The organism is Serratia sp. M24T3, assembly GCF_000257645.1.
In the GTDB taxonomy this organism is placed as follows: domain Bacteria; phylum Pseudomonadota; class Gammaproteobacteria; order Enterobacterales; family Enterobacteriaceae; genus Rouxiella.
This window is the reverse complement of the sequence record NZ_AJHJ01000019.1, coordinates 1-24,219: the sequence shown is the minus strand read 5'-3', so window position 1 is coordinate 24,219 and position 24,219 is coordinate 1. Positions and strand designations below refer to the sequence as shown.

Sequence of the window (24,219 nt, the reverse complement as noted above, 5' to 3'; positions counted from 1 at the left end):
TTTCATTTAGATTTCTCATTTCGTATCTAAAACACTCAAAACTCTACACAACATTGCATTGATAACGATAATCATTATTGATAGCATTCTCATGCGCAAAAAAATTCATCCCTATAAATTTAATTTTTAACACAGCCGCACTAATTATAAGCAACGGAATGGTCTGCTATTATTATGAAAAATATCCTGTTTTATACCAAGGTGACGCTATTTTCAGTGACCTCTTTTAGCGTGCTCTTACCATCAATATCTCAAGCCGAACAAATCAGTAGCATCAAAGACAATGAGTCCAAACCTGCAGCTGCCAAGAAAAATAAACAAGATCAAGAGCCTGGCGATACCATTACTGTAACCGCGAAGCAGCAGACCTTGCAGGCGCCAGGTGTTTCAGTCATCACTGAAGATGAAATCAAAAAGCACCCACCGGCACGCGATCTTTCTGAGATTATCCGTACCATGCCGGGAGTGAATCTGACCGGTAACTCAACCAGCGGCCAGCGCGGCAACAATCGCCAGATTGATATTCGCGGCATGGGCCCGGAAAATACCATGGTGTTGATCGACGGTATGCCGGTAAGCAGTAAAAATGCGGTGCGCTACGGCTGGCGCGGCGAGCGTGACAGCCGAGGTGACACCGATTGGGTTCCACCAGAAATGGTGCAAAGCATTCAGGTGATCCGCGGGCCCGCAGCGGCGCGTTATGGCAGTGGTGCCGCGGGCGGTGTAATCAACATCATCACCAAGCCGACTACCCAGGACCTGCACGGCTCGTTCAATACCTATTTCAATGCTCCAGAACATAAAAGCGAAGGCGCAACCAAGCGTTCTAACGCCAGTCTCTCTGGCGGTATCACCGACAACCTGACCTTTAAGCTTTACGGCGGCTGGTCTAAAACTCAGGCCGATGCGCAAAACATCAATGCCAGCCACGAAGCCCCGCGCACCGGCACTTATGCCTCCAGTGTCCCCGCGGGTCGTGAAGGCGTAATTAATAAAGACATTAACGGCGTCCTGCGTTGGGAATTTATGCCCATGCAGTCTTTAGAGCTTTCTGCCGGATTTAGCCGTCAGGGAAATCTCTACGCGGGAGATACACAGAACACCAACACCAATGCGCTGGTCAGCGCAAACTATGGCAAAGAAACCAACGTGTTATATCGCCAAACCCTGAATCTGAAGCACACCGGTGCATGGGACAATGGCGTAACCACCTCCAACTATGTCCAGTACGAGCGCACCCGTAACAAACGCCTAAATGAAGGTCTTGCCGGTGGCACCGAGGGGATTTTTAGCACGACTAATCAAGGGTATTCGACCATTGATCTCAGTGACGTAAACGCGCACACCGAGGTTAATATCCCGCTTGAGCTTTATTTCCACCAGACTGCCACCTTCGGGGCCGAGTGGAATCATCAAACGATGAAAGACCCGATCTCCGATACACAAACCGCGCAAGGCGGAACGGTAGAAGGCCTGAGCAGCACCGGCCGCAGCCCGTACTCATCTGCAAATATCTATTCACTATTCACCGAAGACAATATTGAAGTCACCGACTCCACAACCGTGACGCCGGGACTACGTTTTGATTATCAAAGCATTACTGGCAAAAACTTCAGTCCATCACTGAACCTGTCTCAAGGTCTGGGCAGTGATTTCACCTTAAAAATGGGTATTGCCCGAGCTTATAAAGCGCCTAACCTTTATCAGACTAACCCTAACTATTTACTCTACAGCAACGGGCAAGGCTGTTACGCCAGCGCCGGTTCTTGTTACCTACAGGGTAATAAAAATCTTAAAGCCGAGACCAGCGTCAACAAGGAGATCGGTATTGAATATCATCACCAAGATGTTCAGGCCGGTCTGACTTACTATCGCAATGATTATCACAACAAGATTGAGGCGGGTTATTCGGCGGAATATTCCAACGGGACCTCAGATGTATATAAATGGGAAAACGTGCCGAAATCGGTGGTGCAAGGTATTGAGGGAACATTTAATTTCCCGATTAGCCAGACCATTACCATGCAAAATAACTTCACCTATAATATTGAGAACAAGAATAAGACCACCAATGACTATTTGTCGGTAATCCCCAAATTCACGATTAATTCGACGGTAGATTGGCAGGTTCGAGAAAATTGGTCAGTGAGCGGGACCATGACCTGGTACGGTAAACAAAAACCTAAAAAATATAATTATAAAGGCGACGACGCTACCGGTTCCGAAACCTGGGCAGTCAGTCCTTATGCGCTATTTGGTTTAAGCACGACTTATACCGTGAATAAGTACGTCGATATCACGGCGGGAATCGATAACCTGCTGGATAAACGCCACTTCCGCGAAGGCAATGCGCAGACAACAGGTAACACTACTACTGGTGCATATCTTTACGGTGCTGGAGCATATACTTACAACGAGTCCGGTCGCACAGCCTATATGTCGATCAATACGCACTTCTAAACCGTGTAGAATGACTGGCCTAATATTGGGCCGGTCAGATTTATACCTTAAAAGCCTAGTGCTGAGCATTGGGCATTTTTGTCTTGAGCGGTATTGAAAATGCTTCAATGGTAATAGACTCTTGAAGCAGATGCTCTATGAACCATGAAAAGAGGATCCTTTTCAATACAGTTGGCAGCTACTTTCATATCTTCAAAACAAAGTAGATTGGAGTCCTCATCAACCCATCGGTCAATTCTATATCCGTCGCCATATCCCAAGACAAAAACCATATAATGCCCATCGCTATCTGGTGATGGAATTTTGTATTTATTATAAACCATCTCTTTATTTTTATTCCACCATGCAATTTGTTGAAATTTAAATAATGGGAAATTTTTAACCAGTAAAGTATCCTCATCGTGCACAGCAATAATTTCCACAGGCCGTGTCAATTTCCATATTAGACACGAAAAAGAGATCATAACAATAACAACAAAAAATTTTATTTTATTCATTTTTTGCCTCTTATGCGTTTATCACTGAATTAATTTATCTAATGAAATGGCTGATATAAAATTCCAGGCTTTTATATATTACCCCTTTTATGAAAATTAATCGTAATAGACCTTTGAGGAAGAAACTCCATGAACCATAAAAAGAGGATCCTTTTCAATACAGTTGGCAGCCACGTTCATATCTTCAAAACAAAGTAGATCTGAATCCTGATCAGTATTCCTATCAACTCTATACCCTTCCCCAAAGTTTAAAACAAACACCATATAATGCCCAAGCCGATCAATTGAAGGAATATTATATTTATCATGAATCCTTTTTTTATTTTCTTCCCACCATGAAATTTGTTGATATTTTAATAATGGGAAGTTTTTAACCAGTAAAGTCATTCCATCATGCACAGCGATAATTTCCACCGGCCGACTTATTCTCCATACTATAAGAGAAACAGCAATTAAACTGATTGCCGCAGCAACTTTAATTTTTTTCATGTCTTACCCCTTGTATTTTTACAACGACGTTAATTTCAGTAATGAAAGGCATGAATACATATTTATCTCAGCGTTGAAGTACAAACCATAGATTAAATATATTTACTTTGCTATAAAGCCAGTGCCTTATATCATCGTTATCGAGACCGAAATGGTCTTGGATATGATAATGGATTTAGTTAAAAACCACCTATAATACAGCTTTGTATTTGGAGCACCAAAAAATTAAGAAGAGAAACTTGATCGATACAATTATGTTTTTCTTTCAACTCCTCAAAGCTGAGCAGATTAAAGTTTTGATCCTAGCCACTATCAATCCTAAACCCATCACTAATACAAAAATAAAAAAACTACAGTTTCCGTTTTTATTTACAACCGGTATTCCATAATTTCTTTACCATCAAGCTCTTTCCTATTTTTAAAAATGAGAACCATTTAAAAAACAAGGTAATTACTCATGTATAGCAAAAATATATCTAGGCCAAACTAACTGTCAAGTAATGTAATTAATTTATATAGTTCGATAGTAAAATAAACGAAAATCTCAATCTTATTTTCACTATTTACCTCCGATTTAACATTTATAAAAAGGTGATTTTTTTCAAAGATGTTTTTACATGTATTATTTTACACTCTTAAATCTGATGAATTTGGTGTATTTACTGGGGTTAATTAAAATATCAAAATTTACCTGTAATATATTTTACTTTCTTTATACTTATTTATGGTCATAAGAATTTTTTTCTTAATGCAATTTTTTTTCATTTGCATATCATCAAAACAAAGTAGGTCAGAATCCTGATCAATCCACCGATCTTCACGGTAGCCATTACCGAAATCATGAATTACAACACCAAAACTTCCATCTCTGTAGGTTTCTGGAATTCCATATTTTTTATGTATTTTTTCTTTATTAATTTCCCACCAATTAATCTGCCAACTTTTAAAGAAAGGGAAGTTATTAACTAAAATCACACTCTTATTATGGGTAGCAACAATTTCTACAGGTTGTCCAACCTTCCATATAAAAGAATAAAACAGTATAACTATAAGAATTACAACAATCTTGAATTTAAACATCCTTTTCACCATAAACATCCACTTTAATATTTATTTCAGTAATGAAAGGCTTGAAGCCAAATTTGCTACTGCGTTGTAAAACAAACCAAATATTAAAAATATTTACTTTATTATAAATCCAATGATTTATGTCAGTGTTATCTAGACCAAAATGATCTTGGATACGATAATCAATTACTGCATGGAATTTTTTTCCAGTTACTATCAATGATTCTAACGTAATATGAGCTGACCAAATATCATGAACACTGATCACTAATCCATTTATGTAATTCAAATAATTGTTAAATTTTGGCAGGTTTGTTTGTTCATTTATTTTCTTTATAAATATCCATTTGGCTTCGGCTGGATAAAAACCTTTTTTATAATCAATGCCGTTGGTTAAAACTTCCTTAATCTGTAATAATGTACTCCCTTCCGATTTATCATTTAAAATCTGCTCCTTCATAGCCTTATCCAGTAACGGGTCTGAAAAAGGTTTCCCATCGCCATACTGCATATGGGTAATCATTTTCCGTACCAATCCTTTATATTCACCGGTCCACGAGAACATGTCAGATAAACTTCTAAACTCGTCAAAAAGCATTTCGGCGCTGGTTTCCAGACTGATATTTTGCCTGGCCGATGCAATAGGATAGGGAGAAGGATGCGAACCATAGGGAATAAACTTCACCCCTTCAAACGGATCAACATGCAGCGAGATATTAATTAACCCAAAATCTTTTTTTAGTTGCTCCTCGGTCAAATCACCATAGCGCATATCGTCCGCATCGTAGTCGTCCATCTGGCGCTGAGTTTCATAGATCCTCGCGGGAAGCGGCAGTGGCTGCGGTGGCGATGAAACTGGCTCAACAACTTGCGGCGATTTTTTCGCTGCTTGCGCATGTTGCTGCGGCCCGGCTGCTGTTGGTGGAACAGGCACAGCGCGAGCGGCGACCTGACTTTCACCCCTATAGCCGGACGTCGCCCAAACTTGATTGCTTTTACATCGACAGGCAACGCGATCCCCATTTCCTACCAGCATGTATTCATCTATCCAGCCGGAATATGTCCCGACTATTTGAAAGCTGCCTTTGCATTCTTGGCACCAGGCTTTATCTCCGGTGCGGACCAGCGCCTTCATTTCATCGTAAACGCTTGAGGAGGCGCTAATTATATGTCCATGGGTGGTTTTATCACCCATTTTTGCCAGACGTCGCGTCATCATCCTTTCCTTTTGATTAAGCTGTAATAAACTCCATTCAGAAGCAGCCTTTCTACTGGTTATTAACGTTATCAATCAACTTGTAGAAATCACCGGTAATAGATCTTTGAGTTATATGTCCTAACAACCCTAAAAAGAGGATCTTTTTCGATACAGTTGGCCGCTACTTTCATATCTTCAAAACAAAGTAAATTCGAATCTTGATCAACCCATCTGTCAATTCTATACCCTTTCCCAAAATTCAAAACAAACACCATGTATTGGCCATAGGCATCAGGTGAAGGGATTTTATATTTTTCATAAATATTTTTTTGTTTTCTTCCCACCACGAAATTTGTTGATATTTAAACAATGGGAAATTTTTAACCAGCAAAGTATTTCCATCGTGCACAGCAATAATTTCTACCGGCCGAGTCAATTTCCATATTACACACGAAAAAGAGATCATAACAATAACAACAAAAAATTTTATTTTATTCATTTTTTCCTTTTGTGCGTTTATCACTGAATTAATTTATCTAATGAAAGGGCTGTTGTAGAAAGCTGGGCTTTTTATCTGTGAACCCGTTTTAGAAATCTTAATGATAATAGACTCTTGAAGCAGATGCTCTATGAACCATGAAAAGAGGATCTTTTTCAATACAGTTGGCAGCTACTTTCATATCTTCGAAACAAAGTAGATCTGAATCCTGATCGGTATTTCTATCAACTCTATACCCTTCTCCATAATTCAAGATAAATACCATATAAGATCCATCATTGTATAATGAAGGTATTTTGTATTTCTCGTGAATATTTTTTTTATTATTTTCCCACCATGAAATTTTTTGGTATTTAAACAATGGGAAGTTTTTAACCAATAAAGTATCTCCGTCATGCACAGCGATAATTTCCACCGGACGAGTCATGCTCCATATTAGGAAAGTAACAGCAATAACAAAAATTAATAAGAGTTTTTTTATTTTACTCACTTCTAGTTCCTTTTATTTTTACTATCACATTTATTTCTGTAGTAAAAGGCTTGAACGCATATCTATCCCAACGCTGGAGAACAAACCATATTGAGAAAACCCTCACATTTTGATAAAGCCAATGTCTTATATCATCATTATCCAAACCAAAATGGTCTTGTATGTGATAATGAATCTCGGCTTCAAAGTCATTGCCGTCAATTTGCAAAGACAGTAAAGTAATATGTGTTGCCCACGTGTCATGTACGCTTATTCCCAAACCATTAATACGATCCATTATGTCGTCAAACTTAGGAAGCTTAGCATCCCTATTAATTGCTTTTTTAAATTTAAACCTGGCTGTTAATGGGTAGTAATTATTGGTAGCGGTTATATTTTCTGACAGCACTTCCCTAATTTTTAATAAAGTACTCCCTTCCGATTTATCATTTAAAATCTGCTCCTTCATAGCCTTATCCAATAACGGGTCTGAAAAAGGTTTCCCATCGCCATACTGCATATGGGTAATCATTTTCCGTACCAATCCTTTATATTCACCGGTCCACGAGAACATATCAGACAAACTTCTAAACTCGTCAAAAAGCATTTCGGCGCTGGTTTCCAGACTGATACTTTGCCTGGCCGATGCAATAGGATAGGGAGAAGGATGCGAACCATAGGGAATAAACTTCACCCCTTCAAACGGATCAACATGCGGCGAGATGTGAATTAACCCAAAATCTTTTTTTAGTTGTTCATCGGTCAAATCACCATAGCGCATATCGTCCGCGTCATAATCATCCATCTGGCGCTGAGTTTCATAGATCCTCGCGGGGAGCGGCATTGGCTGCGGTGGCGATGAAACTTGCTCAACAACTTGCGGGGATTTTTTCGCCGCCTGTGCATGTTGCAGCGGCGCGGCTTCTTTTTGTGGAACAGGCACAGCACGAGCGGCGACCTGACTGTCTCCTCTATAGCCAGACGTCGCCCAAACTTGATTGCTTTTACATCGACAGGCAACGCGATCCCCATTTCCTACCAGCATGTATTCATCTATCCAGCCGGAATACGTTCCGACAATTTGAAAGCTGCCTTTGCATTCTTGGCACCAGGCTTTATCTCCGGTGCGGACCAGCGCCTTCATTTCATCGTAAACGCTTGAGGAGGCGCTGATTATATGTCCATGGGTGGTTTTATCGCCCATTTTTGCCAGACGTCGCGTCATCACCTCATCCTTGGGTTATTAATCCGAAGACGAAACGTTAACAGAGTGAAATAAAAATCTCATGATGAGATTAAAATATTAAGGAATTTAAAATATTGATATTTACTGTAATTGATTAGTATTTTATATATTCACAACACCAATAAAAAGACCACCCGAGGGTGGCCTAAATTTATAATGCCTGAATGGCTAACGAAATATCTTTGGAAGTATTGAGTGCACGAACGTGAGTAAATACCTCAGTCGCCTCGGAATATTCTTTTCGTAAATATCCTAGCCACTGTTTGATACGGGCTACGTGATATAAACCTGTGTCACCCTGCTTTTCCAGATAGGTATATTTCTTGAGTAAGGTAATGACGTCGGGCCAAGGCATTTTCGGCTCGTTATATTTCACGACTCGACTCAAATTCGGTACGTTAAGTGCACCGCGCCCGATCATCACTGAATCACAGCCGGTAACCTGCATGCAGTTTTGCGCACTCGCATAATCCCAAATCTCACCATTGGCGATCACCGGAATGCTTAGCCGTTGGCGGATCTCTCCGATTGCCTGCCAGTTAATTCGCTCGGCTTTATAACCGTCTTCCTTGGTACGCCCATGGACGGTAAGCTCGGTAGCGCCTGCCTGTTGCACCGCGTCGGCAATTTCCAGCGTTTGTGCCAGAGAGTCCCAGCCCAGACGTATTTTAACTGTCACGGGTAAGTCCGCAGGAACTGCCTCGCGCATGGCCTTCGCACCTTGGTAAATAAGCTCGGGATCTTTCAACAAAGTTGCCCCTCCTCCGCTGCCGTTAACCGTCTTTGACGGGCAACCACAGTTGAGGTCAACGCCCCAGGAACCCAGCTCGACAGCGCGGGCAGCGTTTTCCGCCAGCCACTGCGGATATTGCCCCAACAGTTGGACTCGAACCCGCGTGCCCGAAGGTGTGCGGCTATTGTTTAACAGTTCGGGGCAGAGGCGATAAAACGATTTTACCGGCAGCAGCATATCGACCACCCTTAAAAACTCGGTGATACAAAGGTCGTAATCGTTTACTTCGCTCAAAAGCTCGCGCACCAACGGATCTAATACGCCTTCCATCGGAGCCAATAATACTCGCATAGCCGTTCTACCCTTAAAAATGACGCGCAATGATACGGGCGAACGGCTTGCCAAGGCAATGGCCAGCTTACTTATAGTTGAGGCTTTCTTGCCGGGTTCGCACCGGTTGTTCTCGCGTGGCCCGTCGCGCGGTGATTATTGCAGCCAGAGGGGCGAGTAAAAACATTAGCGACAGCCACAATGCAGCCTGGCTTGCTCCCTGCACTCCCCCCACCGAGTTGATTCCGGCAAGGTTGGCGACGGTTCCCGCCAGCGCGGTGCCCATTGCCGCAGAAAAGGATTGCACCACGCTAATCGATGCTCCGGCCTTTTCTTTATCCTGTGCCTCGGCTTGCTGCAAAACGCGAGTCAGCAGGTGCGGCCAGCCAAGTCCGGTCGCAAAGCCCAGCAAGCTCAGCCCTATCACGATACCGCTCATGTGCAGCCAGGCTGCGCCAACCGTTAGCGGCAGCGAAACCAGCAGACAAAGCAAGCTCAGCAACATGATCAACGGTCCAGCCTTGATCGCTGCCGAAGCTCGTTTACCGCTCCAGGCGGCGCTCCACATTTCGCCGACAGTCCATCCAGCGGCGGCAGCGGCTGTGATGTAACCCGCCAATAAAGGCGTTTGCCCATGCAGATGTTGCAGCAAATACGGCACATAAATGTCGTAGCCCATGCCAATCATCAACAATGACATGGTGGCAAACAGCGCGCACAGCGGAGATGTGAATGACAGGGCGTTGCGCGGCAACAGGCGTACAGAGCGACTGAATTCTCTTTTTCGTAACCACAGCACCAGCACAATGGCCGCGGCAATCCCTGAAAAATTGACCCACCCGTGCGGCGACAGGCTGCCCGCCGAGATTGCCAGTACTGCGCTTGCGAGCAGCACCAGCTGTAATCGCGGCAGAGGTTCGGCTGGAGCTGGTTTATGCTGGCGAGCAGGCAGGCTTTTCCATACCAACACCGCAAACAGCAGGGTAACCGGTAACAACAGGCCAAAGGCATAGCGCCAGGCGTGCAGCTCGGCAAATATCCCACCGACCGCAGGCCCTACCAGCGTAGCAACTCCCCACATTGCCGATATCAGCGCCATCGCTCGCGGCCAAAGCTCTTCCCGAAACACCAGATTGACCATTGCATACGAAAGTGCAAACAAAAATCCTCCGCCTAGACCCTGTATCGCCCTGCCCAACAGCAGTATTGGCATCGAAGGCGCCACGGTGCAGATAGCTGCGCCAAGCATAAAAATTGCCGTCGCGTTGAGATAGGCCCAGCGTGGCCCAGATTTATTCAGCAATCGCGCAGACAACGCCGAGCCCATAATGGCACTTATCACAAACAGCGTAGTATTCCAGGCGTACCAGGCCATTCCGCCGATATCCAGCACCACCGACGGCAAGATTGTGATCACGATATAACTGTTGGTGGCATAAAGCGCGACGCCGGTGCTCAAGGTAATTGCGCTGCCTCGATTCTCGGCAGTAAATAAACTGCCCCATCCACTGTGACTTTCTGACATTGCTGGCATCCTTTTCATCGATCATCACAGCGGGATTGCACTCCCGGGGTGATTAGCCTACATTAAAACAAGTTTTCACTTGGAATAATAATTCCTGCTTAATCTAGGACCCGAACAACCAATATGTCAAGCAAAGACTTGGAAAATTCAGAGAGTGTAAAACAGAGTGTATCCGAGCGGCTATTGATGCTGCTTAAAACCCGTGGCGAACTGCAGGCCAGTGACGCGGGCAAGATCCTCGGCACCACTGGCGAAGCCATGCGGCAGCAATTTGTGAAGCTGGCAAAAGAAGGACTGGTCGAAAATAAGGCAATAACGCAAGGCGTGGGACGGCCCGCGCAGTACTGGGTACTCACCGCCGCGGGACATGCCCGTTTTCCTGATACGCATGCCGATTTAACCGTTCAACTGCTCAGAATGATCCGCTCCTCGCTGGGCGAAGATGCACTGAATCAGCTGATTTCAACCCGAGAGGCTGAAACATTGAAAAATTATCAGCAGGCGATGCAGGGTGCGGATTCGCTTGAGGAAAAACTCGGCCGACTGGCAGCGATCCGCACGCGCGAAGGCTATATGGCAGGATGGGAAAAACAGCAGGACGACAGCTATCTGCTGATAGAAAATCACTGCCCGATTTGCGCGGCTGCAACTACCTGTCAGGGATTTTGTCGGGCGGAACGTGAAGTATTTAGCCAAACTCTGGACGCCAACGTGGAGCGCACCGAGCATATCCTGCAAGGCGCCAGGCGCTGCGCCTATCGGATTTGGCTCTAGTTATTTTGCAAATCCACAGGCATAAAAAAGCCCTCTCGAGAGAGGGCTTCAATCTTCAGATCACCAGATAGGGCATCAAGTTAACCCAATCATCGGTAGGCTGAATTATTCGCCTGAAGGCTTACGGCTGCGACCCGCTGCAGATGCGCTGGCACCTGAACGACGCTGGCCCGCATTGGCCGCGCTGCCACGACTTGGACGTGCTGGACGGCTTTCACCTGAACCGTTGCCGCCATTCCCGCCGTTGCCGCTGCGCTGACCGTTGCCACCCTGACGCGGAGCGCCAGAACGTTGACCGCCGCCGCCCTGACGTGGAGCACCACGACCGCCACCGCTGCCCTGACGACCGTTAACGATCGGCTCAGCTTTGATAGAAGGGTCCGGCTCATAGCCTGGCAGTGCAATACGTGGAATTTCGCGCTTCAGCAAACGTTCGATATCACGCAGCAGTTTGTGTTCGTCAACGCAAACCAGTGAAATCGCTTCACCGGTAGATTCTGCACGACCGGTACGACCGATGCGATGCACATAATCTTCCGGCACGTTTGGCAGCTCATAGTTAACAACGTGCGGCAGTTGGTCGATGTCCAGACCACGAGCAGCGATATCGGTCGCCACCAATACGCGGATGCCGCCGGCTTTGAAATCGGCCAATGCGCGAGTACGAGCGCCCTGGCTTTTGTTACCGTGAATCGCAGCGGCAGTGATGCCATCTTTGTTCAGCAGTTCAGCCAAATGGTTGGCGCCGTGCTTGGTGCGGGTGAAAACCAACACCTGTTGCCAGTTGCCGGTGCCAATCATTTGTGACAACAGCTCTCTTTTACGACGCTTGTCAACGAAATGCACGCTTTGTTCAATCTGTGCAGAAGCGGTGTTACGGCGCGCAACTTCAACAGAAGCCGGGTTAGTCAGCAATTTACTGGCCAGCCCTTTGATTTCGTCGGAGAAGGTCGCGGAGAACAGCAGGTTCTGGCGCTTGGCCGGAAGTTTAGCCAGTACGCGACGGATATCGTGAATAAAGCCCATGTCGAGCATGCGGTCGGCTTCGTCCAGAACCAGAATTTCAACCTGAGATAAATCAACGGCTCTCTGGTGTTCCAGATCCAGCAGGCGACCTGGTGTCGCGATAAGAATATCGACACCACCACGCAGTTTCATCATTTGTGGATTGATGCTCACACCACCAAACACCACCAGCGAACGCAGCTTCAGGTGTTTACTGTAAGCCGTCACGTTTTCGCCGATCTGTGCCGCCAATTCGCGGGTTGGAGTCAGGATCAGCGCACGAACCGGGCGACGTCCCTGAATCGGAACGCTAGTGTTAAGAAGCAATTGCAAAACAGGCAGAGTAAAACCAGCGGTCTTACCAGTACCGGTTTGTGCGCTTGCCATCAAATCACGGCCCTGCAGCACAACAGGAATTGCCTGCTGTTGAATAGGCGTAGGTGAGGTATAGCCCTGCTCTTCAACAGCACGCAGAATGTCGGCACTCAGGCCGAGAGAATCAAATGACATATAGGGAAAAACTCCAATCCACTCTAACCCGAACAGGTTCGGTGCAGTTTCAAGAGTGGATGATCAGACGAGGCAAATGAGGCATTACCACGAGGATTCGGCACAAACTGCAGTGCGCCAGTTGCGAGGATTCTAACAGATAACCTGTCAACGCGCGCATTTATATGATTCAAGCTGTAAATGAGTCGGAGTAAATCGATAAGCACGATATTTTGTTCGGCATAATCGCCTCTGCCTGATACAGCATCGTAAAATTGGCTTTTCAATGAAAACACGCCACTTTTAATACGTCGTCGAAAGGATTAGCTTGCTATGATTCCCATGGTTAACTATTTCATCCCTAAGGCATCGCCGTCAAAATGGAAACCTGGAAACTTAATTTAATCTCTGTATGGCTTGGCTGCTTCTTTACTGGTCTGGCGATGAGTGAAATCCTCCCTTTTCTTCCGCTGTATGTTGAACAACTGGGCGTCCACGACCACGAAGCGCTGAGCATCTGGTCTGGCGTAGTGTTTAGCGGCACTTTCCTGGTTTCTGCCTGCGTTGCACCACTGTGGGGAAGCCTGGCCGATCGTAAAGGCCGCAAGCTGATGCTGCTGCGCGCCGCGTTGGGCATGGCAATTGTCATGGTTTTACAGGGCTTTGCGCAAAACGTCTGGCAGTTGTTTATCTTTCGCACCCTGATGGGTCTAACCTCCGGATATATCCCCAATGCCATGGCGCTGGTCGCCTCACAGGTACCGCGCGATAAAAGCGGATGGGCGCTGGGAACACTGTCTACCGGACAAGTTGCCGGGGTGATTATCGGCCCGTTACTGGGCGGTTTTATGGCCGATCATCTTGGACTGCGGATGGTATTTTTCGTCACCGCCGGGCTGCTGTTTATCAGCTTCCTGATCACTCTGTTTCTGATTAAAGAACGCGTGGTCCCGATATCTAAAGCCAATCGCCTCAGCGGAAAAGCAGTATTCAGCTCGCTGCCTTATCCGATGCTAATGATAAGTCTGTTTGTCACCACCATGATGATTCAGCTGGCGAATGGTTCCATCAGCCCGATTCTGACCCTGTTTATTCGCAATCTTTCCGGCAACAGCGACAACATCGCGTTTATCAGCGGGGTGATCGCGGCGGTGCCGGGGATTTCTGCTCTGCTTGCTGCCCCCAAGCTCGGCAAACTTGGCGATCGCATCGGCGCACATCGGGTGCTGATCGCCGCGCTGGTGTTCTGTTTTATTCTGTTCTGCTTTATGGCAACCATCACCACCCCTGTGCAGCTGGGCATTCTGCGTTTCCTGCTAGGATTCGGCGATGGAGCATTAATGCCCGCGGTTCAGGCGCTTTTGGTAAAATACAGCAGCGATCAGGTGACAGGCCGCATCTTTGGATATAACCAGTCATTCATGTATCTGGGTAACGTTGCGGGTCCGTTAATTGGTTCCGGCGTCTCGGCAATGCTCGGTTTCCGCTGGGTGTTTCTGGTCACCGCCATTCTCGTACTGTTAAATGCGGCGCAGGTTTGGTGGAGTTTTAGAAAAGTGCCCACCACCGGCGTGCGAATAAAGTAACAGCAATAATAGTGAATTCTAAAGGGCCTGACGGGCCCTTTTTTTATACTTAATAAATGTCATCTTTATCGCCTTTCTTAATGCCAGAAGTGAATCAAAAACAACTTTTTCTCCCTTTTATCAAAAACAGGTCTCGAGCATAAAAACAGTCGTTGTTCTCAGGCAAGGTTCCGGGCAACCGAATAACGACTATTACCTTGTTTTTAAAAGGAGTTTAAGATGAATAACAACTGGATGATGAAGGCAGTTCCCACTGCTATTGTATTGGCGCTGACTTCGGGTCAGGCGATCGCACACTCGCCCTCTTTAGCGAGCCCGGCCAGCAAGCAGACAACGGCTTATGCCGTGGAAGATAAACCGCTCGCACCCCGCGATCTGGTAAAAGAACTGGCGGCCGATAACGCGGCGCAGGCGTCAGTCAGGCACCTGGAAGGCACCACGATAACTCTGACCTTTAGTAAAATTTCATTGAGTCAGGGCGCCGTGTTGGAAGTCTCTTCCCCGTCGCGCAGCGAGGCCCATCGCTATACCTCACAGGAACTGGCTGCGATATTCAAACGTTACGGCTTCTTCAATGCCGTGGCGATTAATGGCGACACCGCGATAGTCCGGGTTGTCTACCCACAGGGGGCAACGCCCGGCAAAGGCGACAGCGCCATTCTTGCCGGTTATGCAGTGAGCCTTCCCCCCAAAATTCACAGCGAGATGGATTTTTCTCACCGCCGCTCGGTTTCCTGCCTCAAAAACAGTCATCCTGAACTCTATCAACTCAGTGATGCTATCGGCATGCTGGTGACCAAAAAGTTTAATGGCGGAACCGGCTGGTTACTGGGTACCGGTAATGCAGTGATCACCAATCACCACGTTGTAGGCGGGAAGCCTGAAGAGAAAGTCGGGCTCATTCCAGGTCAATCAATGTGGTTCAATTATCAAACTAAAGAGTGTGAGCCTAAATCTGACCCCGCTGCCACATTGACCGAGATTATCAAAATAAAACTCGACCGCCTGCTGGCAACCAGTGCTACCGGCATGTTACACGATTGGTCTTTATTGAGGCTTGATCCTCTGGAATATCGCGAAGCCGCCATTAAACCGATTTTTGGCGGACTGGCGCTATCGGCTCGTCACCCGATTAATGAACGCGTTAGTCTGATTGGCCACGGCTTGTATAAACATGACCGTTTCCATCCACTTCCAGACCCGGTACAACGAGAAAAAAGGGCCATGCTTGTCGATTATAAAGGGAAAGATTGTACTATTAATCGCTCATCTGATTTTGGACCTGACAACTATGCATCAAACTGCGAATCAGCTGGGGGTAACTCTGGATCCCCATTATTCTCAATGCTGGATGACAAAGTTGTAGGAATGAACGCTCGGCTTGGAGAAGATCGAGGATCTGAAGGCATTCGCGGCGACTATATTCTGTCTCAAGTCCAAAACATGGTGATCGAACCTGAAACAGCTGTAATGGGTACCGGGCATGTCAAAAAAGATTACCGCGATTTTGCGGCATTCACCTCGCCACAAACCTTCAGTTTCAAAGCCAGCAAACTCAGCTTTTCGCCTCTGGTCGAAGGGCGCAAGTTCACCCATAAGTCTGAATATTCGCTACTGAAATCAGTAGCGCAGGATAATCTGGGCAAAGAGGTCCCTGTCATCTTCCGGCTGGCTCAGCAAAACGCCTGCGGTGTCAGTAATCTTGAAAAAACCTGTAGCAAGTCTGGCCCAACCACGTTGAGCATCTGGATCGACCCACAGGAAAATGCCGCCAGTGTTCCTCAAGGCAACAGCGTGGTCAGCTGGTTGCCTATCGCGGTCAAGAGCAATGGCAAGCTGATTGCCAATCAGATGCTGCATTATCAATATAGCCAGTACCAACCGCAGAAATCCCCGTTCAATCAAAAGCATACCGTGGTGAAAAAAACGCTGAAATCAACCGGCGAGAACGCGCTGGTGAAACTCATCGAGACGGACAATTTCCGCAGCGGAATCACCGCGGTACGTCCTGGTGAAGGCCCGCTGGCAGAGACTCCGATTGATAATATTTTTCAGGACGGGGATTACGCGGGAATGACCCCGCTGGTGGCAGAGGTCGTCAATCAAAAAACCGGTAAAAAATTCGTACTTAATTTACGCGCAGGGTTGATCAACAGCTGCACCGTTGTGGTCTCGGCACGAGGAAATTGGACGCCGATGAACAGCTCGGCATGTAAAAAAGCACGACCAGGGGTGAATAACTTCACCAGCGGCAGCGTTTATGCTTTACGACAAGACAACACCCACTTACCTTCCGGCCGCTATACCGGGCTGCTGCCATTGATGGTTCGCCAATGGGACACCCGAGCAACACAGCCGGTAGAGCTGGCGCTTGACTATCTGGTGAAATAAATAGCTTTAAAAATTAGCGTATAAAATACGGGACAAAAAAAGGAGCGGCAGGCATCGTGCTTGCAGCTCCCTCTTCTGGACCCTTACCCATGAAAACTAGGGTTAGGGCTTAAAATCAACTTATCTTCTGTTGCCGAAAATACGCAGCAGCATCAGGAACAGGTTGATAAAATCGAGATACAGGGTCAGCGCACCAACAATGGAATATTTGCGGAAGTTGTCTTTATCATTCACCGACAACTGCTCACCCATATTTTTCAGCTTCTGCGTGTCATACGCGGTCAGCCCCACGAATACCACGACACCGATGTAAGTTACTGCCCACATCAACGCCGAGCTTTTCAGCCAGATATTCACCACCGACGCCAGCACAATACCGATCAGCGCCATAAACAGCAGGCTGCCCATGCGGCTTAAATCGCGTTTGGTGGTGTAACCATAAAGGCTCATCGCCCCGAACATACCGCCAGCAACCACAAAGGTCGCCGCAATCGAAGATCCGGTATAAACGATAAAAATACTTGAGATGGTTAGCCCGGTCAGCGCGGAATAGAGCATAAACAGCCCTGTCGCGACGGTGCCGTTCAGGCGATTGACCATACCGGAAATAACGAAAACCAAACCTAGCTGTAAAATAATCAGGCCGAAGAAAGTAATTTGGCTTGAGAAAATAAAACCGAGGATTGCAGGTGAGCGTGACGCGTACCAGGCCACGAAAGCCGTCAGCAGCAAGCCACAGGTCATCCAGCCGTATACCTGAGCCATATAGGCCTGGATACCGCTATTTGCGCGTTCAACGATTGAACCATTAGAGCGTGGATATCGATCCATGATGCTTACCTCTTACATGGAGGGCAAAAACAAGGCTGAACATGCAGCCTACCGGTAACCTAAGACTATCATAAATTCCAGCCGCTGGGTGTTACAGCTGTTACCAGTAAACAGTTGGTTTACAAAGCAGCGAAAGTCCCGATGAGCTTACTCAAGTCAATGATTCGAGCGAACGAGTGAAGCCAACGCCGTTACAGTGCCTGGCGGCAAACCCGTGCTCCTCAAAGTCATAGGTGCTGTAGCAAGGCGGCAAAGGAGCAAGTCCCGATGAGCTTACTCAAGTAAGTGATTCGGGCGAACGAGTGAAGCCAACGCCGCTACAGTGCCTAGGACGAAGAGGACCAGCGACTGGCGGCGGTTTTATCAGACTCTCTTGATTCAACCCATCGATCGCCCTGCTCAGTGGCTTCACGTTTCCAGAACGGCGCGCGAGTTTTGAGATAATCCATGATAAATTCTGTGGCATCGAACGCCATACCGCGATGAGCACTCGTCACGCCGACAAATACTATCTCATCACCGGGAAATAACGCGCCGACACGGTGGTAAACACTCACCCGCTGTAATGGCCAACGCTGACGCGCCTCTTCGACAATTTCAGCCAACGCTTTTTCCGTCATTCCAGGATAATGCTCTAACGTCAGCGCGCTAACGCTGTCGCCAAGATTGTGATTTCGCACTTTGCCGGTAAAGGTTACCACCGCGCCGTCAGAGTCTGACTGAGCCAGCCACTGGTATTCTTCCCCGACGCTAAACGGCGCCGCATCAACCACGATTCGTGTTGCCTGCATCAGTTAGCCTCCGGTTACCGGTGGGAAAAAGGCAATTTCATCACCCGCTTTAATCGGGTGATTAGGTTCAACCAAAGTCTGATTCACTGCCACCAGCAGTTTGCCTGACTCCAGCGCCAGCGCCCAGCGATCGCCGCGCTGCGAAAGTGCCTGACGCAAGGTTTCCACGTTGGAAAATTCGGCATGAATCTGCAGGCTACCAGTGCCAATTAGCTCACGAACCTGTGCAAAGAACAAAATATCGATCATTGTTCCGCCTTGAAGTCGCCGGATTTACCGCCGCTTTTTTCCAGCAGACGGATAGGGCCGAGAACCATATCTTTCTGCACCGCTTTGCACATGTCATAGATAGTCAACGCGGCAACAGAGGCGGCGGTTAAGGCTTCCATTTCCACGCCGGTCTTGCCTGACAGACGACACAGGCTTTCGATGCGCACGCGATGAAATTCCGGCTGCGCTTCCAGCTTGACTTCAACCTTGGTCAACAGCAGAGGATGGCACAACGGAATCAGATCCCAGGTCTTTTTAGCAGCCTGGATACCGGCAATGCGCGCGGTGGCAAACACGTCACCCTTGTGGTGATCGCCTTTGATAATCATCTCCAGCGTGCTGGCTGCCATCGAGACAAACGCTTCGGCGCGCGCTTCGCGAACAGTTTCGGCTTTGCCGGACACGTCGACCATGTGAGCGTCGCCGGAGGCATTAATGTGCGTCAGTGTAGACATAATTTGGTTTTACTTTTTTACGTGAGAAATAAAGTTGCAAGGACGATTACGCGCATCGAGCTGGGACGAAATAATGTGTTCCCAAGCCAGCTTGCAGGCATTGGTCGAGCCAGGCACGGCAAAAATCACTGTCTGATTGGCCATGCCGGCCAGCGCGCGTGACTGAATCGTTGCGGTGCCGATATCTTCATAGGAAACCATGCGGAACAGCTCGCCAAAACCTTCAACTTCGCGATCGAACAAGGGTTTCAGCGCCTCCGGAGTATGGTCACCGGTAGTGAATCCGGTGCCTCCATTCACCAGCACCGCGCCAATCTGCTCGTCGGCGATCCACTGCGATACAATTGCGCGGACCTGATACAGATTATCTTTAGTTACCTGACGGTCGACAACATGATGCCCGGCTTCAATGGCCGCCTCTCGCAAGTATTCCCCAGAACTGTCTTCCGCTTCGGTACGGCTGTCGGACACGGTCAAAATGGCGACTGAAATGGCGATAAATTCGCTGCTACCTTTGCTCATAACGGGGTTTTCCTAGGCGTTTAGCCGCCAATAAATGAAAGGTTCTGGGTGATACCGGTATTGCCATCATGCAGGAAGTGAGTCTGCTTTTTAAGGCTCAACCCTCCCTGAATCCGCGTCATCAACTCATCCTGCTGCAAATCATCAGCCAACAGATCTCGCAATGGAATCCCCTGCTCGCCGAACAGGCACAGGTGCAGATTGCCCAGAGCAGACACCCGCAGGCGATTGCAACTGGCGCAGAAATCTTTTTCGTAAGGCATAATCAGGCCGATTTCACCGAGATAATCAGGATGGGTAAAGACCTGCGCCGGGCCGTCGCTGCGGCTGCGGCCCATTAATGTCCAGCCCTGTTGAACCAGCTGTTGGCGGATAACTTCACCGGAAATGTGATGTTTGCGGAATAGACTGCCGCCCTCGCCGGTCTCCATCAGCTCGATAAAGCGTAGCTGAATCGGACGATCTCTGATCCAGTGAAGGAAGGTGTGCAGGCTGGCATGATTGACGTCGCGCATCAGTACGGCGTTGACTTTCACCTTGGCGAAACCCGCCTCAAAGGCAGCATCAATACCGTTCATCACTTCGCGAAATTTGTCTTGCCCGGTGATGGCGTGGAACTGACGCGCATCCAGACTGTCAACACTGACATTGATTGCCGTCAACCCCGCGTCACGCCAGGTTTTAACGTCACGCGCCATGCGATACCCGTTGGTGGTCACGGCAAGTTGGCGAATCTGGGGATTTTCGCGTACGGCAGCGATGATTTCGGCAAAATCGCGACGCAGCGAAGGTTCGCCGCCGGTTAAACGAACTTTTTCAGTGCCAAGATGGGCAAAAGCGCGGCTGACCCGCCGAATTTCGTCGAGTGACAGAAAGCTTTTATTGTTGTGACCATGAGGTTTATAGCCGTCGGGCAGGCAATACGTGCAACGGAAATTGCACACGTCAGTGATCGATAGGCGCAAGTAATAGAACTTGCGCGCAAATGCGTCAGTTAGTTGTTGCACCTTGTTAACACCTTTCCAAATACGGGAAGATGCGGGCATTTCTACCCTGCACCCTGGTGACGTAAAGCCACGGCCAGGGCACCGTATTTATTGCCGGCAACAGAAAGCGCGGCGGCAAAAAACTTAGGTACCAAGGCTAGGAGTTCAATTCTTGTCAGCCAAAGCCTACAAGAACGCGGTTGAACACTATTGTAGCGCCGTAAAAACCTTACCGCCAAGGATCTTCTTCGCTATGTATATGGATATACAACGAATTTTTCGTTAAATAGCTTCAAAATAACCCATAAAATCAAGCGCCTTTTACTTAACGATCTCAGCGATATGATTGATAACAACTTAACGAAAAATTAGGTAAAATTGTTTCAGAAACTATTTTTTACATTGATACATATAACGCATCTTATTGCCTTAGGTTCCAGTATTTAAAGGTTGGAACAAATCAAAGGCCTTAACGGTCGAATCAGTTATCACGTTGTTGTCGTTAGTGTCTAAAACGCCAGACCATGACAATTACCGAAATATTGACGTCACATAAAGCGGCAAGATTTAGCATTCCCGTGAATTACATCAGTATGTAAGCGGGGAAGATAAAGCAAAATAACCCAGCTTTGGCGTCAAGGATGAAGAGGAATTATGCGCAATAGGGCGTTGGCTGATTTAGATAGGGTAGTCGCGTTAGGCGGCGGCCACGGACTGGGGCGGGTAATGTCCTCGCTGTCGACATTGGGATCACGGCTTACCGGGATTGTTACCACCACTGATAATGGGGGATCGACGGGAAGAATTCGCCGCTCGGTCGGCGGTATCGCCTGGGGAGATATGCGTAACTGCCTTAACCAGCTTATCACCGAACCCAGCGTGGCGTCGGCGATGTTTGAATACCGCTTTAGCGGCAGCGGCGAGCTGGATGGCCATAATCTGGGGAATCTTATCCTCCGCGCACTCGATAGCCTCAGCGTGCGCCCACTTGAAGCGATGAATCTGGTTCGTCGTTTACTTAAAGTCGACGCCGAACTGATCCCGATGTCGGAAGATCCGGTGGATCTGGCGGCCATTGATATTGAAGGTAATTTGATTCATGGCGAAGTGGCGGTCGACAAGCTTTGCACAATACCGCGTCAGTTAATGCTTGAGCCGCAGGTCAGCGCAACAAAAGAGGCGTTGGATGCAATTGCCGAGGCGGATTTAATTGTCATCGGACCGGGCAGCTTCTTTACCAGCCTTATGCCGTTGCTGCTACTGAAAGATTTGACCACCGAACTGCGCCGCAGCCGAGCGCACATAGTTTATGTCAGCAATCTCGGCAAAGAGTTAAGCCCGGCTGCCGCGTCGCTGAATCTGCAAGACAAGCTGAATATGATAGAAAAGCAGATTGGCCGACCGGCAATCACTGCCGCTATCGTCGGGCCTGGTACTCATCTTGGTGAGGCCAGCAGCAGATTGATTATCCAACGACCGCTTGAAGCACTGGACGTGCCCTATCGTCACGACAGAGAGCTGCTGAGAATGGCGCTGGAAGAAGCGCTGCAGCGCATGGGGTAAGGTCAAAAACACAAAATAATAGTGATGCGGCTGGTATTTTTTCAGGCGCCTTGGTGATTTCACCACCGCGCCCAGGCTGCATTTAATGAGAACCTACGCTTTATCAGCATCGTCTTTTTTGAGCAGCGGATGATTGTTCCACGGACTGTCGGCAGCAGGTTTGGCGCTGCTGACTTTTTTACCCGCAGCAGGCTTACCCGCAGATGCAGGCGCGGTGCGTCTTTTACTCACCGGGCTCATATCCGGCTTTAGCAATCCCTCGACAAAATCCAGATACAGCGTTTCAACTTCTTTGCGTGCCCACGGCGTCCGGCGTAAAAACTTGAGGCTGGACTTAATGCTGGGATCACTCTTGAAACAGTTGATATTCACCTGCCCCGCCAGCGCGAGCCAGCCAAAATTTTCCACCAACTCGGTGAGTAGTTTTTCCAGCGTAACGCCGTGAAGGGGATCTTTTGGTTTGATGTCGGTCATAGAAGCAGTCACTGATTAAGTCGGGGCGCGAAGTCTACCACTTCTTGGCCCTTCTACCCATACCTTTCACGGCACACCACGCTAATCCCCGGGAGCTTACACAAGTAAGTGACCGGGGTTAGCGAAGGCGGCGTACGAAGTTAGAGCATGAAAGATATAGGTATTCAATACCTTATAGATTTCGCGGTGTAACAAGGCAGCAACTGAGCTAATCCCCAGGAGCTTACACAGGTAAGTGACCGGGGTTAACGAAGGCGGCGTACGAAGTTAGAGCGTGAAAGATATAGGTATTCAATACCTTATAGATTTCACGGTGCAGGAAGGCGGCGAGGAATGAGTCCCCAGGAGCTTACACAGGTAAGTGACTGGGGCGAATAAGGAAGCCAACGCACCTGCGGCGTGAAAGATATAGGTATTTAGGACATAGCGATGAACTGGTCGCGCAGGGCATGCAACTCATCTCGCGTGTTGGCCGCAGCCTCGAACTCAAGATTCTGCGCATGCTGATACATCTGCGCCTCCAGTTCCTTGATACGCTGTTCCAACGCTTTTGGCGTAAGCGCCTTGACAGTAGAAGCTGCCTGAGCGTCGCGCAGTTCCTTGTTCTTTTTGAATTTCGGCTGCCCAAGCTGCAGGATATCGCCGACCTTTTTGTTCAGACCCTGCGGCGTGATACCACGCTCAAGGTTATACGCCTCCTGCTTGGCGCGACGGCGCTCGGTCTCCTCAATCGCCTTGGCCATTGATTTGGTTATCTTGTCGCCGTAAAGAATGGCTTTGCCGTTAAGGTTACGCGCCGCACGGCCAATGGTCTGGATAAGAGAACGTTCCGAACGCAGGAAGCCCTCTTTATCGGCATCGAGAATCGCCACCAGCGACACTTCTGGCATGTCCAGCCCCTCGCGCAGTAAGTTGATGCCGACCAATACATCAAACTCGCCCAGACGCAAATCGCGAATGATTTCGACGCGTTCAACGGTATCGATATCCGAGTGCAGATAACGCACCTTTTCACCGTGCTCGGTGAGATATTCAGTAAGGTCTTCGGCCATACGCTTGGTCAGCGTCGTTACCAGCACGCGCTCGTTGACAGCCACACGTTTGCGGATTTCGGACAACAGGTCATCAACCTGAGTCGTTACCGGACGAACTTCAATCAGCGGATCCAGCAGTCCGGTCGGTCGAACAACCTGTTCAACGATATCGCCGCCGGATTTTTCCAGCTCGTAAGTGCCCGGCGTTGCCGACACATAAATACTCTGCGGCGCCGCGGCAGCAAACTCTTCAAAACGCATGGGACGGTTATCCAGCGCCGAAGGCAGGCGGAATCCGTACTCGACCAGCGTTTCTTTACGTGAACGGTCACCTTTGTACATGCCGCCAATTTGCGGAATAGTCACGTGAGATTCGTCGACAATCAGCAGGCCGTCAGCCGGTAAATAGTCAAACAACGTCGGAGGCGGCTCTCCTTCGCCCCGGCCAGACAGATAGCGCGAGTAGTTTTCGATGCCAGAGCAATAGCCCAGCTCGTTCATCATCTCCAAATCAAACTGCGTTCGTTGACTGAT

At 48.1% G+C, this 24,219-nt stretch carries 23 protein-coding genes, 1 pseudogene and 1 riboswitch; of the genes and pseudogenes, 5 read left to right on the top strand and 19 right to left on the bottom strand.

From position 1 onward, the window contains the following. The first annotated feature begins 174 nt into the window (after positions 1–174). Entirely contained in the window at positions 175–2,460 is a 2,286-nt protein-coding gene (locus SPM24T3_RS15000) for a TonB-dependent siderophore receptor (RefSeq protein ID WP_009637630.1), read from the top strand. A 104-nt stretch (positions 2,461–2,564) separates the two neighbouring features. On the opposite strand, the gene SPM24T3_RS14995 is transcribed toward SPM24T3_RS15000, so the two are convergent. From SPM24T3_RS14995 to SPM24T3_RS14950, 10 genes and pseudogenes are all read right to left on the bottom strand, one after another. Beyond that, complete coding sequence (locus SPM24T3_RS14995) at positions 2,565–2,957, bottom strand: DUF943 family protein (protein ID WP_009637629.1); 393 nt, start codon at positions 2,955–2,957, stop codon at positions 2,565–2,567. A gap of 96 nt (positions 2,958–3,053) precedes the next feature. Further along, positions 3,054–3,446, bottom strand: coding sequence for a DUF943 family protein (locus tag SPM24T3_RS14990; RefSeq protein WP_009637628.1), 393 nt, complete (start codon positions 3,444–3,446; stop codon positions 3,054–3,056). A 67-nt stretch (positions 3,447–3,513) separates the two neighbouring features. Further along, positions 3,514–3,609 carry a DUF3289 family protein gene (locus SPM24T3_RS25940; protein WP_255346525.1) on the bottom strand — a complete coding sequence of 32 codons (96 nt, stop codon included), beginning with the start codon at positions 3,607–3,609 and terminating at the stop codon, positions 3,514–3,516. Between the two features lie 524 nt (positions 3,610–4,133). Then, positions 4,134–4,526 (bottom strand): DUF943 family protein, encoded by a 393-nt coding sequence (locus SPM24T3_RS14980; RefSeq protein ID WP_009637627.1) that lies wholly within the window; start codon positions 4,524–4,526, stop codon positions 4,134–4,136. After that, complete coding sequence (locus SPM24T3_RS14975) at positions 4,519–5,733, bottom strand: PAAR domain-containing protein (RefSeq protein WP_237713076.1); 1,215 nt, start codon at positions 5,731–5,733, stop codon at positions 4,519–4,521. The genes SPM24T3_RS14980 and SPM24T3_RS14975 overlap by 8 nt, the downstream gene beginning before the upstream one ends. A gap of 86 nt (positions 5,734–5,819) precedes the next feature. Further along, positions 5,820–6,211, bottom strand: a pseudogene (locus tag SPM24T3_RS24745) (DUF943 family protein). Between the two features lie 97 nt (positions 6,212–6,308). Next, on the bottom strand, positions 6,309–6,701 hold the full coding sequence (locus SPM24T3_RS14965; RefSeq protein WP_009637624.1) for a DUF943 family protein: 393 nt from the start codon (positions 6,699–6,701) through the stop codon (positions 6,309–6,311). Beyond that, complete coding sequence (locus tag SPM24T3_RS14960) at positions 6,694–7,905, bottom strand: PAAR domain-containing protein (RefSeq protein WP_009637623.1); 1,212 nt, start codon at positions 7,903–7,905, stop codon at positions 6,694–6,696. Before SPM24T3_RS14960 ends, SPM24T3_RS14965 begins: the two co-directional genes overlap by 8 nt. A gap of 172 nt (positions 7,906–8,077) precedes the next feature. Next, positions 8,078–9,010: a tRNA dihydrouridine(16) synthase DusC gene (gene dusC, locus SPM24T3_RS14955; RefSeq protein WP_009637622.1), complete on the bottom strand. Its 933-nt coding sequence runs from the start codon at positions 9,008–9,010 to the stop codon at positions 8,078–8,080. Between the two features lie 67 nt (positions 9,011–9,077). Then, the gene (locus tag SPM24T3_RS14950) at positions 9,078–10,514 is read right to left on the bottom strand and encodes an MFS transporter (RefSeq protein WP_009637621.1); all 1,437 of its coding nucleotides are present in this window, start codon (positions 10,512–10,514) and stop codon (positions 9,078–9,080) included. 123 nt (positions 10,515–10,637) lie between these two features. On the opposite strand from SPM24T3_RS14950, the gene SPM24T3_RS14945 reads away from it, so the two are divergent. After that, a complete protein-coding gene (locus SPM24T3_RS14945; protein ID WP_037378735.1) occupies positions 10,638–11,288 on the top strand; it encodes a metalloregulator ArsR/SmtB family transcription factor in 651 nt (216 codons plus the stop codon). 105 nt (positions 11,289–11,393) lie between these two features. Here SPM24T3_RS14945 and rhlE read toward each other — a convergent pair whose 3' ends face one another. Then, positions 11,394–12,803: an ATP-dependent RNA helicase RhlE gene (rhlE, locus tag SPM24T3_RS14940; RefSeq protein ID WP_009637619.1), complete on the bottom strand. Its 1,410-nt coding sequence runs from the start codon at positions 12,801–12,803 to the stop codon at positions 11,394–11,396. 359 nt (positions 12,804–13,162) lie between these two features. On the opposite strand from rhlE, the gene SPM24T3_RS14935 reads away from it, so the two are divergent. Beyond that, complete coding sequence (locus tag SPM24T3_RS14935; protein ID WP_009637618.1) at positions 13,163–14,368, top strand: multidrug efflux MFS transporter; 1,206 nt, start codon at positions 13,163–13,165, stop codon at positions 14,366–14,368. Positions 14,369–14,587: 219 nt separating this feature from the next. Next, a complete protein-coding gene (locus SPM24T3_RS14930) occupies positions 14,588–16,759 on the top strand; it encodes a serine protease (protein WP_009637617.1) in 2,172 nt (723 codons plus the stop codon). A gap of 120 nt (positions 16,760–16,879) precedes the next feature. On the opposite strand, the gene SPM24T3_RS14925 is transcribed toward SPM24T3_RS14930, so the two are convergent. The 6 genes from SPM24T3_RS14925 to moaA all read right to left on the bottom strand — a co-directional run bounded on the left by SPM24T3_RS14925 (position 16,880) and on the right by moaA (position 20,635). Continuing rightward, on the bottom strand, positions 16,880–17,590 hold the full coding sequence (locus SPM24T3_RS14925) for a Bax inhibitor-1/YccA family protein (protein WP_009637616.1): 711 nt from the start codon (positions 17,588–17,590) through the stop codon (positions 16,880–16,882). A 326-nt stretch (positions 17,591–17,916) separates the two neighbouring features. After that, positions 17,917–18,381, bottom strand: coding sequence for a molybdopterin synthase catalytic subunit MoaE (moaE, locus tag SPM24T3_RS14920; RefSeq protein ID WP_009637615.1), 465 nt, complete (start codon positions 18,379–18,381; stop codon positions 17,917–17,919). A 3-nt stretch (positions 18,382–18,384) separates the two neighbouring features. Next, positions 18,385–18,630, bottom strand: coding sequence for a molybdopterin synthase sulfur carrier subunit (gene moaD, locus SPM24T3_RS14915; protein WP_009637614.1), 246 nt, complete (start codon positions 18,628–18,630; stop codon positions 18,385–18,387). Next, on the bottom strand, positions 18,627–19,106 hold the full coding sequence (gene moaC / locus SPM24T3_RS14910; RefSeq protein WP_009637613.1) for a cyclic pyranopterin monophosphate synthase MoaC: 480 nt from the start codon (positions 19,104–19,106) through the stop codon (positions 18,627–18,629). The genes moaD and moaC overlap by 4 nt, the downstream gene beginning before the upstream one ends. Positions 19,107–19,115: 9 nt before the next feature. Next, positions 19,116–19,628, bottom strand: a complete 513-nt coding sequence (gene moaB, locus SPM24T3_RS14905; protein ID WP_009637612.1) for a molybdenum cofactor biosynthesis protein B — start codon at positions 19,626–19,628, stop codon at positions 19,116–19,118. 20 nt (positions 19,629–19,648) lie between these two features. After that, a complete protein-coding gene (moaA, locus tag SPM24T3_RS14900) occupies positions 19,649–20,635 on the bottom strand; it encodes a GTP 3',8-cyclase MoaA (RefSeq protein ID WP_009637611.1) in 987 nt (328 codons plus the stop codon). After that, positions 20,628–20,790: riboswitch (molybdenum cofactor riboswitch) on the bottom strand. (Overlaps the previous gene by 8 nt.) 478 nt (positions 20,791–21,268) lie before the next feature. Between moaA and yvcK the strand changes: the two genes are divergently transcribed. Beyond that, positions 21,269–22,177 carry a uridine diphosphate-N-acetylglucosamine-binding protein YvcK gene (gene yvcK / locus SPM24T3_RS14895; protein WP_009637610.1) on the top strand — a complete coding sequence of 303 codons (909 nt, stop codon included), beginning with the start codon at positions 21,269–21,271 and terminating at the stop codon, positions 22,175–22,177. 93 nt (positions 22,178–22,270) lie between these two features. On the opposite strand, the gene SPM24T3_RS14890 is transcribed toward yvcK, so the two are convergent. Beyond that, entirely contained in the window at positions 22,271–22,651 is a 381-nt protein-coding gene (locus tag SPM24T3_RS14890; RefSeq protein ID WP_009637609.1) for a VF530 family DNA-binding protein, read from the bottom strand. Between the two features lie 416 nt (positions 22,652–23,067). Then, positions 23,068–24,219 (bottom strand): helicase-related protein (locus SPM24T3_RS14885; RefSeq protein ID WP_009637608.1); only part of this gene is annotated, 1,152 nt, incomplete at its 5' end.

Bases quoted from the DNA above. Each gene is read 5' to 3' on its own strand.
- SPM24T3_RS15000 (WP_009637630.1), top strand. From the start codon at position 175: ATGAAAAATATCCTGTTTTATACCAAGGTGACGCTATTTTCAGTGACC.
- SPM24T3_RS14995 (WP_009637629.1), bottom strand. From the start codon at position 2,957: ATGAATAAAATAAAATTTTTTGTTGTTATTGTTATGATCTCTTTTTCG.
- SPM24T3_RS14990 (WP_009637628.1), bottom strand. From the start codon at position 3,446: ATGAAAAAAATTAAAGTTGCTGCGGCAATCAGTTTAATTGCTGTTTCT.
- SPM24T3_RS14980 (WP_009637627.1), bottom strand. From the start codon at position 4,526: ATGTTTAAATTCAAGATTGTTGTAATTCTTATAGTTATACTGTTTTAT.
- SPM24T3_RS14975 (WP_237713076.1), bottom strand. From the start codon at position 5,733: ATGATGACGCGACGTCTGGCAAAAATGGGTGATAAAACCACCCATGGA.
- SPM24T3_RS14960 (WP_009637623.1), bottom strand. From the start codon at position 7,905: ATGACGCGACGTCTGGCAAAAATGGGCGATAAAACCACCCATGGACAT.
- dusC (WP_009637622.1), bottom strand. From the start codon at position 9,010: ATGCGAGTATTATTGGCTCCGATGGAAGGCGTATTAGATCCGTTGGTG.
- SPM24T3_RS14950 (WP_009637621.1), bottom strand. From the start codon at position 10,514: ATGTCAGAAAGTCACAGTGGATGGGGCAGTTTATTTACTGCCGAGAAT.
- SPM24T3_RS14945 (WP_037378735.1), top strand. From the start codon at position 10,638: ATGTCAAGCAAAGACTTGGAAAATTCAGAGAGTGTAAAACAGAGTGTA.
- rhlE (WP_009637619.1), bottom strand. From the start codon at position 12,803: ATGTCATTTGATTCTCTCGGCCTGAGTGCCGACATTCTGCGTGCTGTT.
- SPM24T3_RS14935 (WP_009637618.1), top strand. From the start codon at position 13,163: ATGGAAACCTGGAAACTTAATTTAATCTCTGTATGGCTTGGCTGCTTC.
- SPM24T3_RS14930 (WP_009637617.1), top strand. From the start codon at position 14,588: ATGAATAACAACTGGATGATGAAGGCAGTTCCCACTGCTATTGTATTG.
- SPM24T3_RS14925 (WP_009637616.1), bottom strand. From the start codon at position 17,590: ATGGATCGATATCCACGCTCTAATGGTTCAATCGTTGAACGCGCAAAT.
- moaE (WP_009637615.1), bottom strand. From the start codon at position 18,381: ATGCAGGCAACACGAATCGTGGTTGATGCGGCGCCGTTTAGCGTCGGG.
- moaD (WP_009637614.1), bottom strand. From the start codon at position 18,630: ATGATCGATATTTTGTTCTTTGCACAGGTTCGTGAGCTAATTGGCACT.
- moaC (WP_009637613.1), bottom strand. From the start codon at position 19,106: ATGTCTACACTGACGCACATTAATGCCTCCGGCGACGCTCACATGGTC.
- moaB (WP_009637612.1), bottom strand. From the start codon at position 19,628: ATGAGCAAAGGTAGCAGCGAATTTATCGCCATTTCAGTCGCCATTTTG.
- yvcK (WP_009637610.1), top strand. From the start codon at position 21,269: ATGCGCAATAGGGCGTTGGCTGATTTAGATAGGGTAGTCGCGTTAGGC.
- SPM24T3_RS14890 (WP_009637609.1), bottom strand. From the start codon at position 22,651: ATGACCGACATCAAACCAAAAGATCCCCTTCACGGCGTTACGCTGGAA.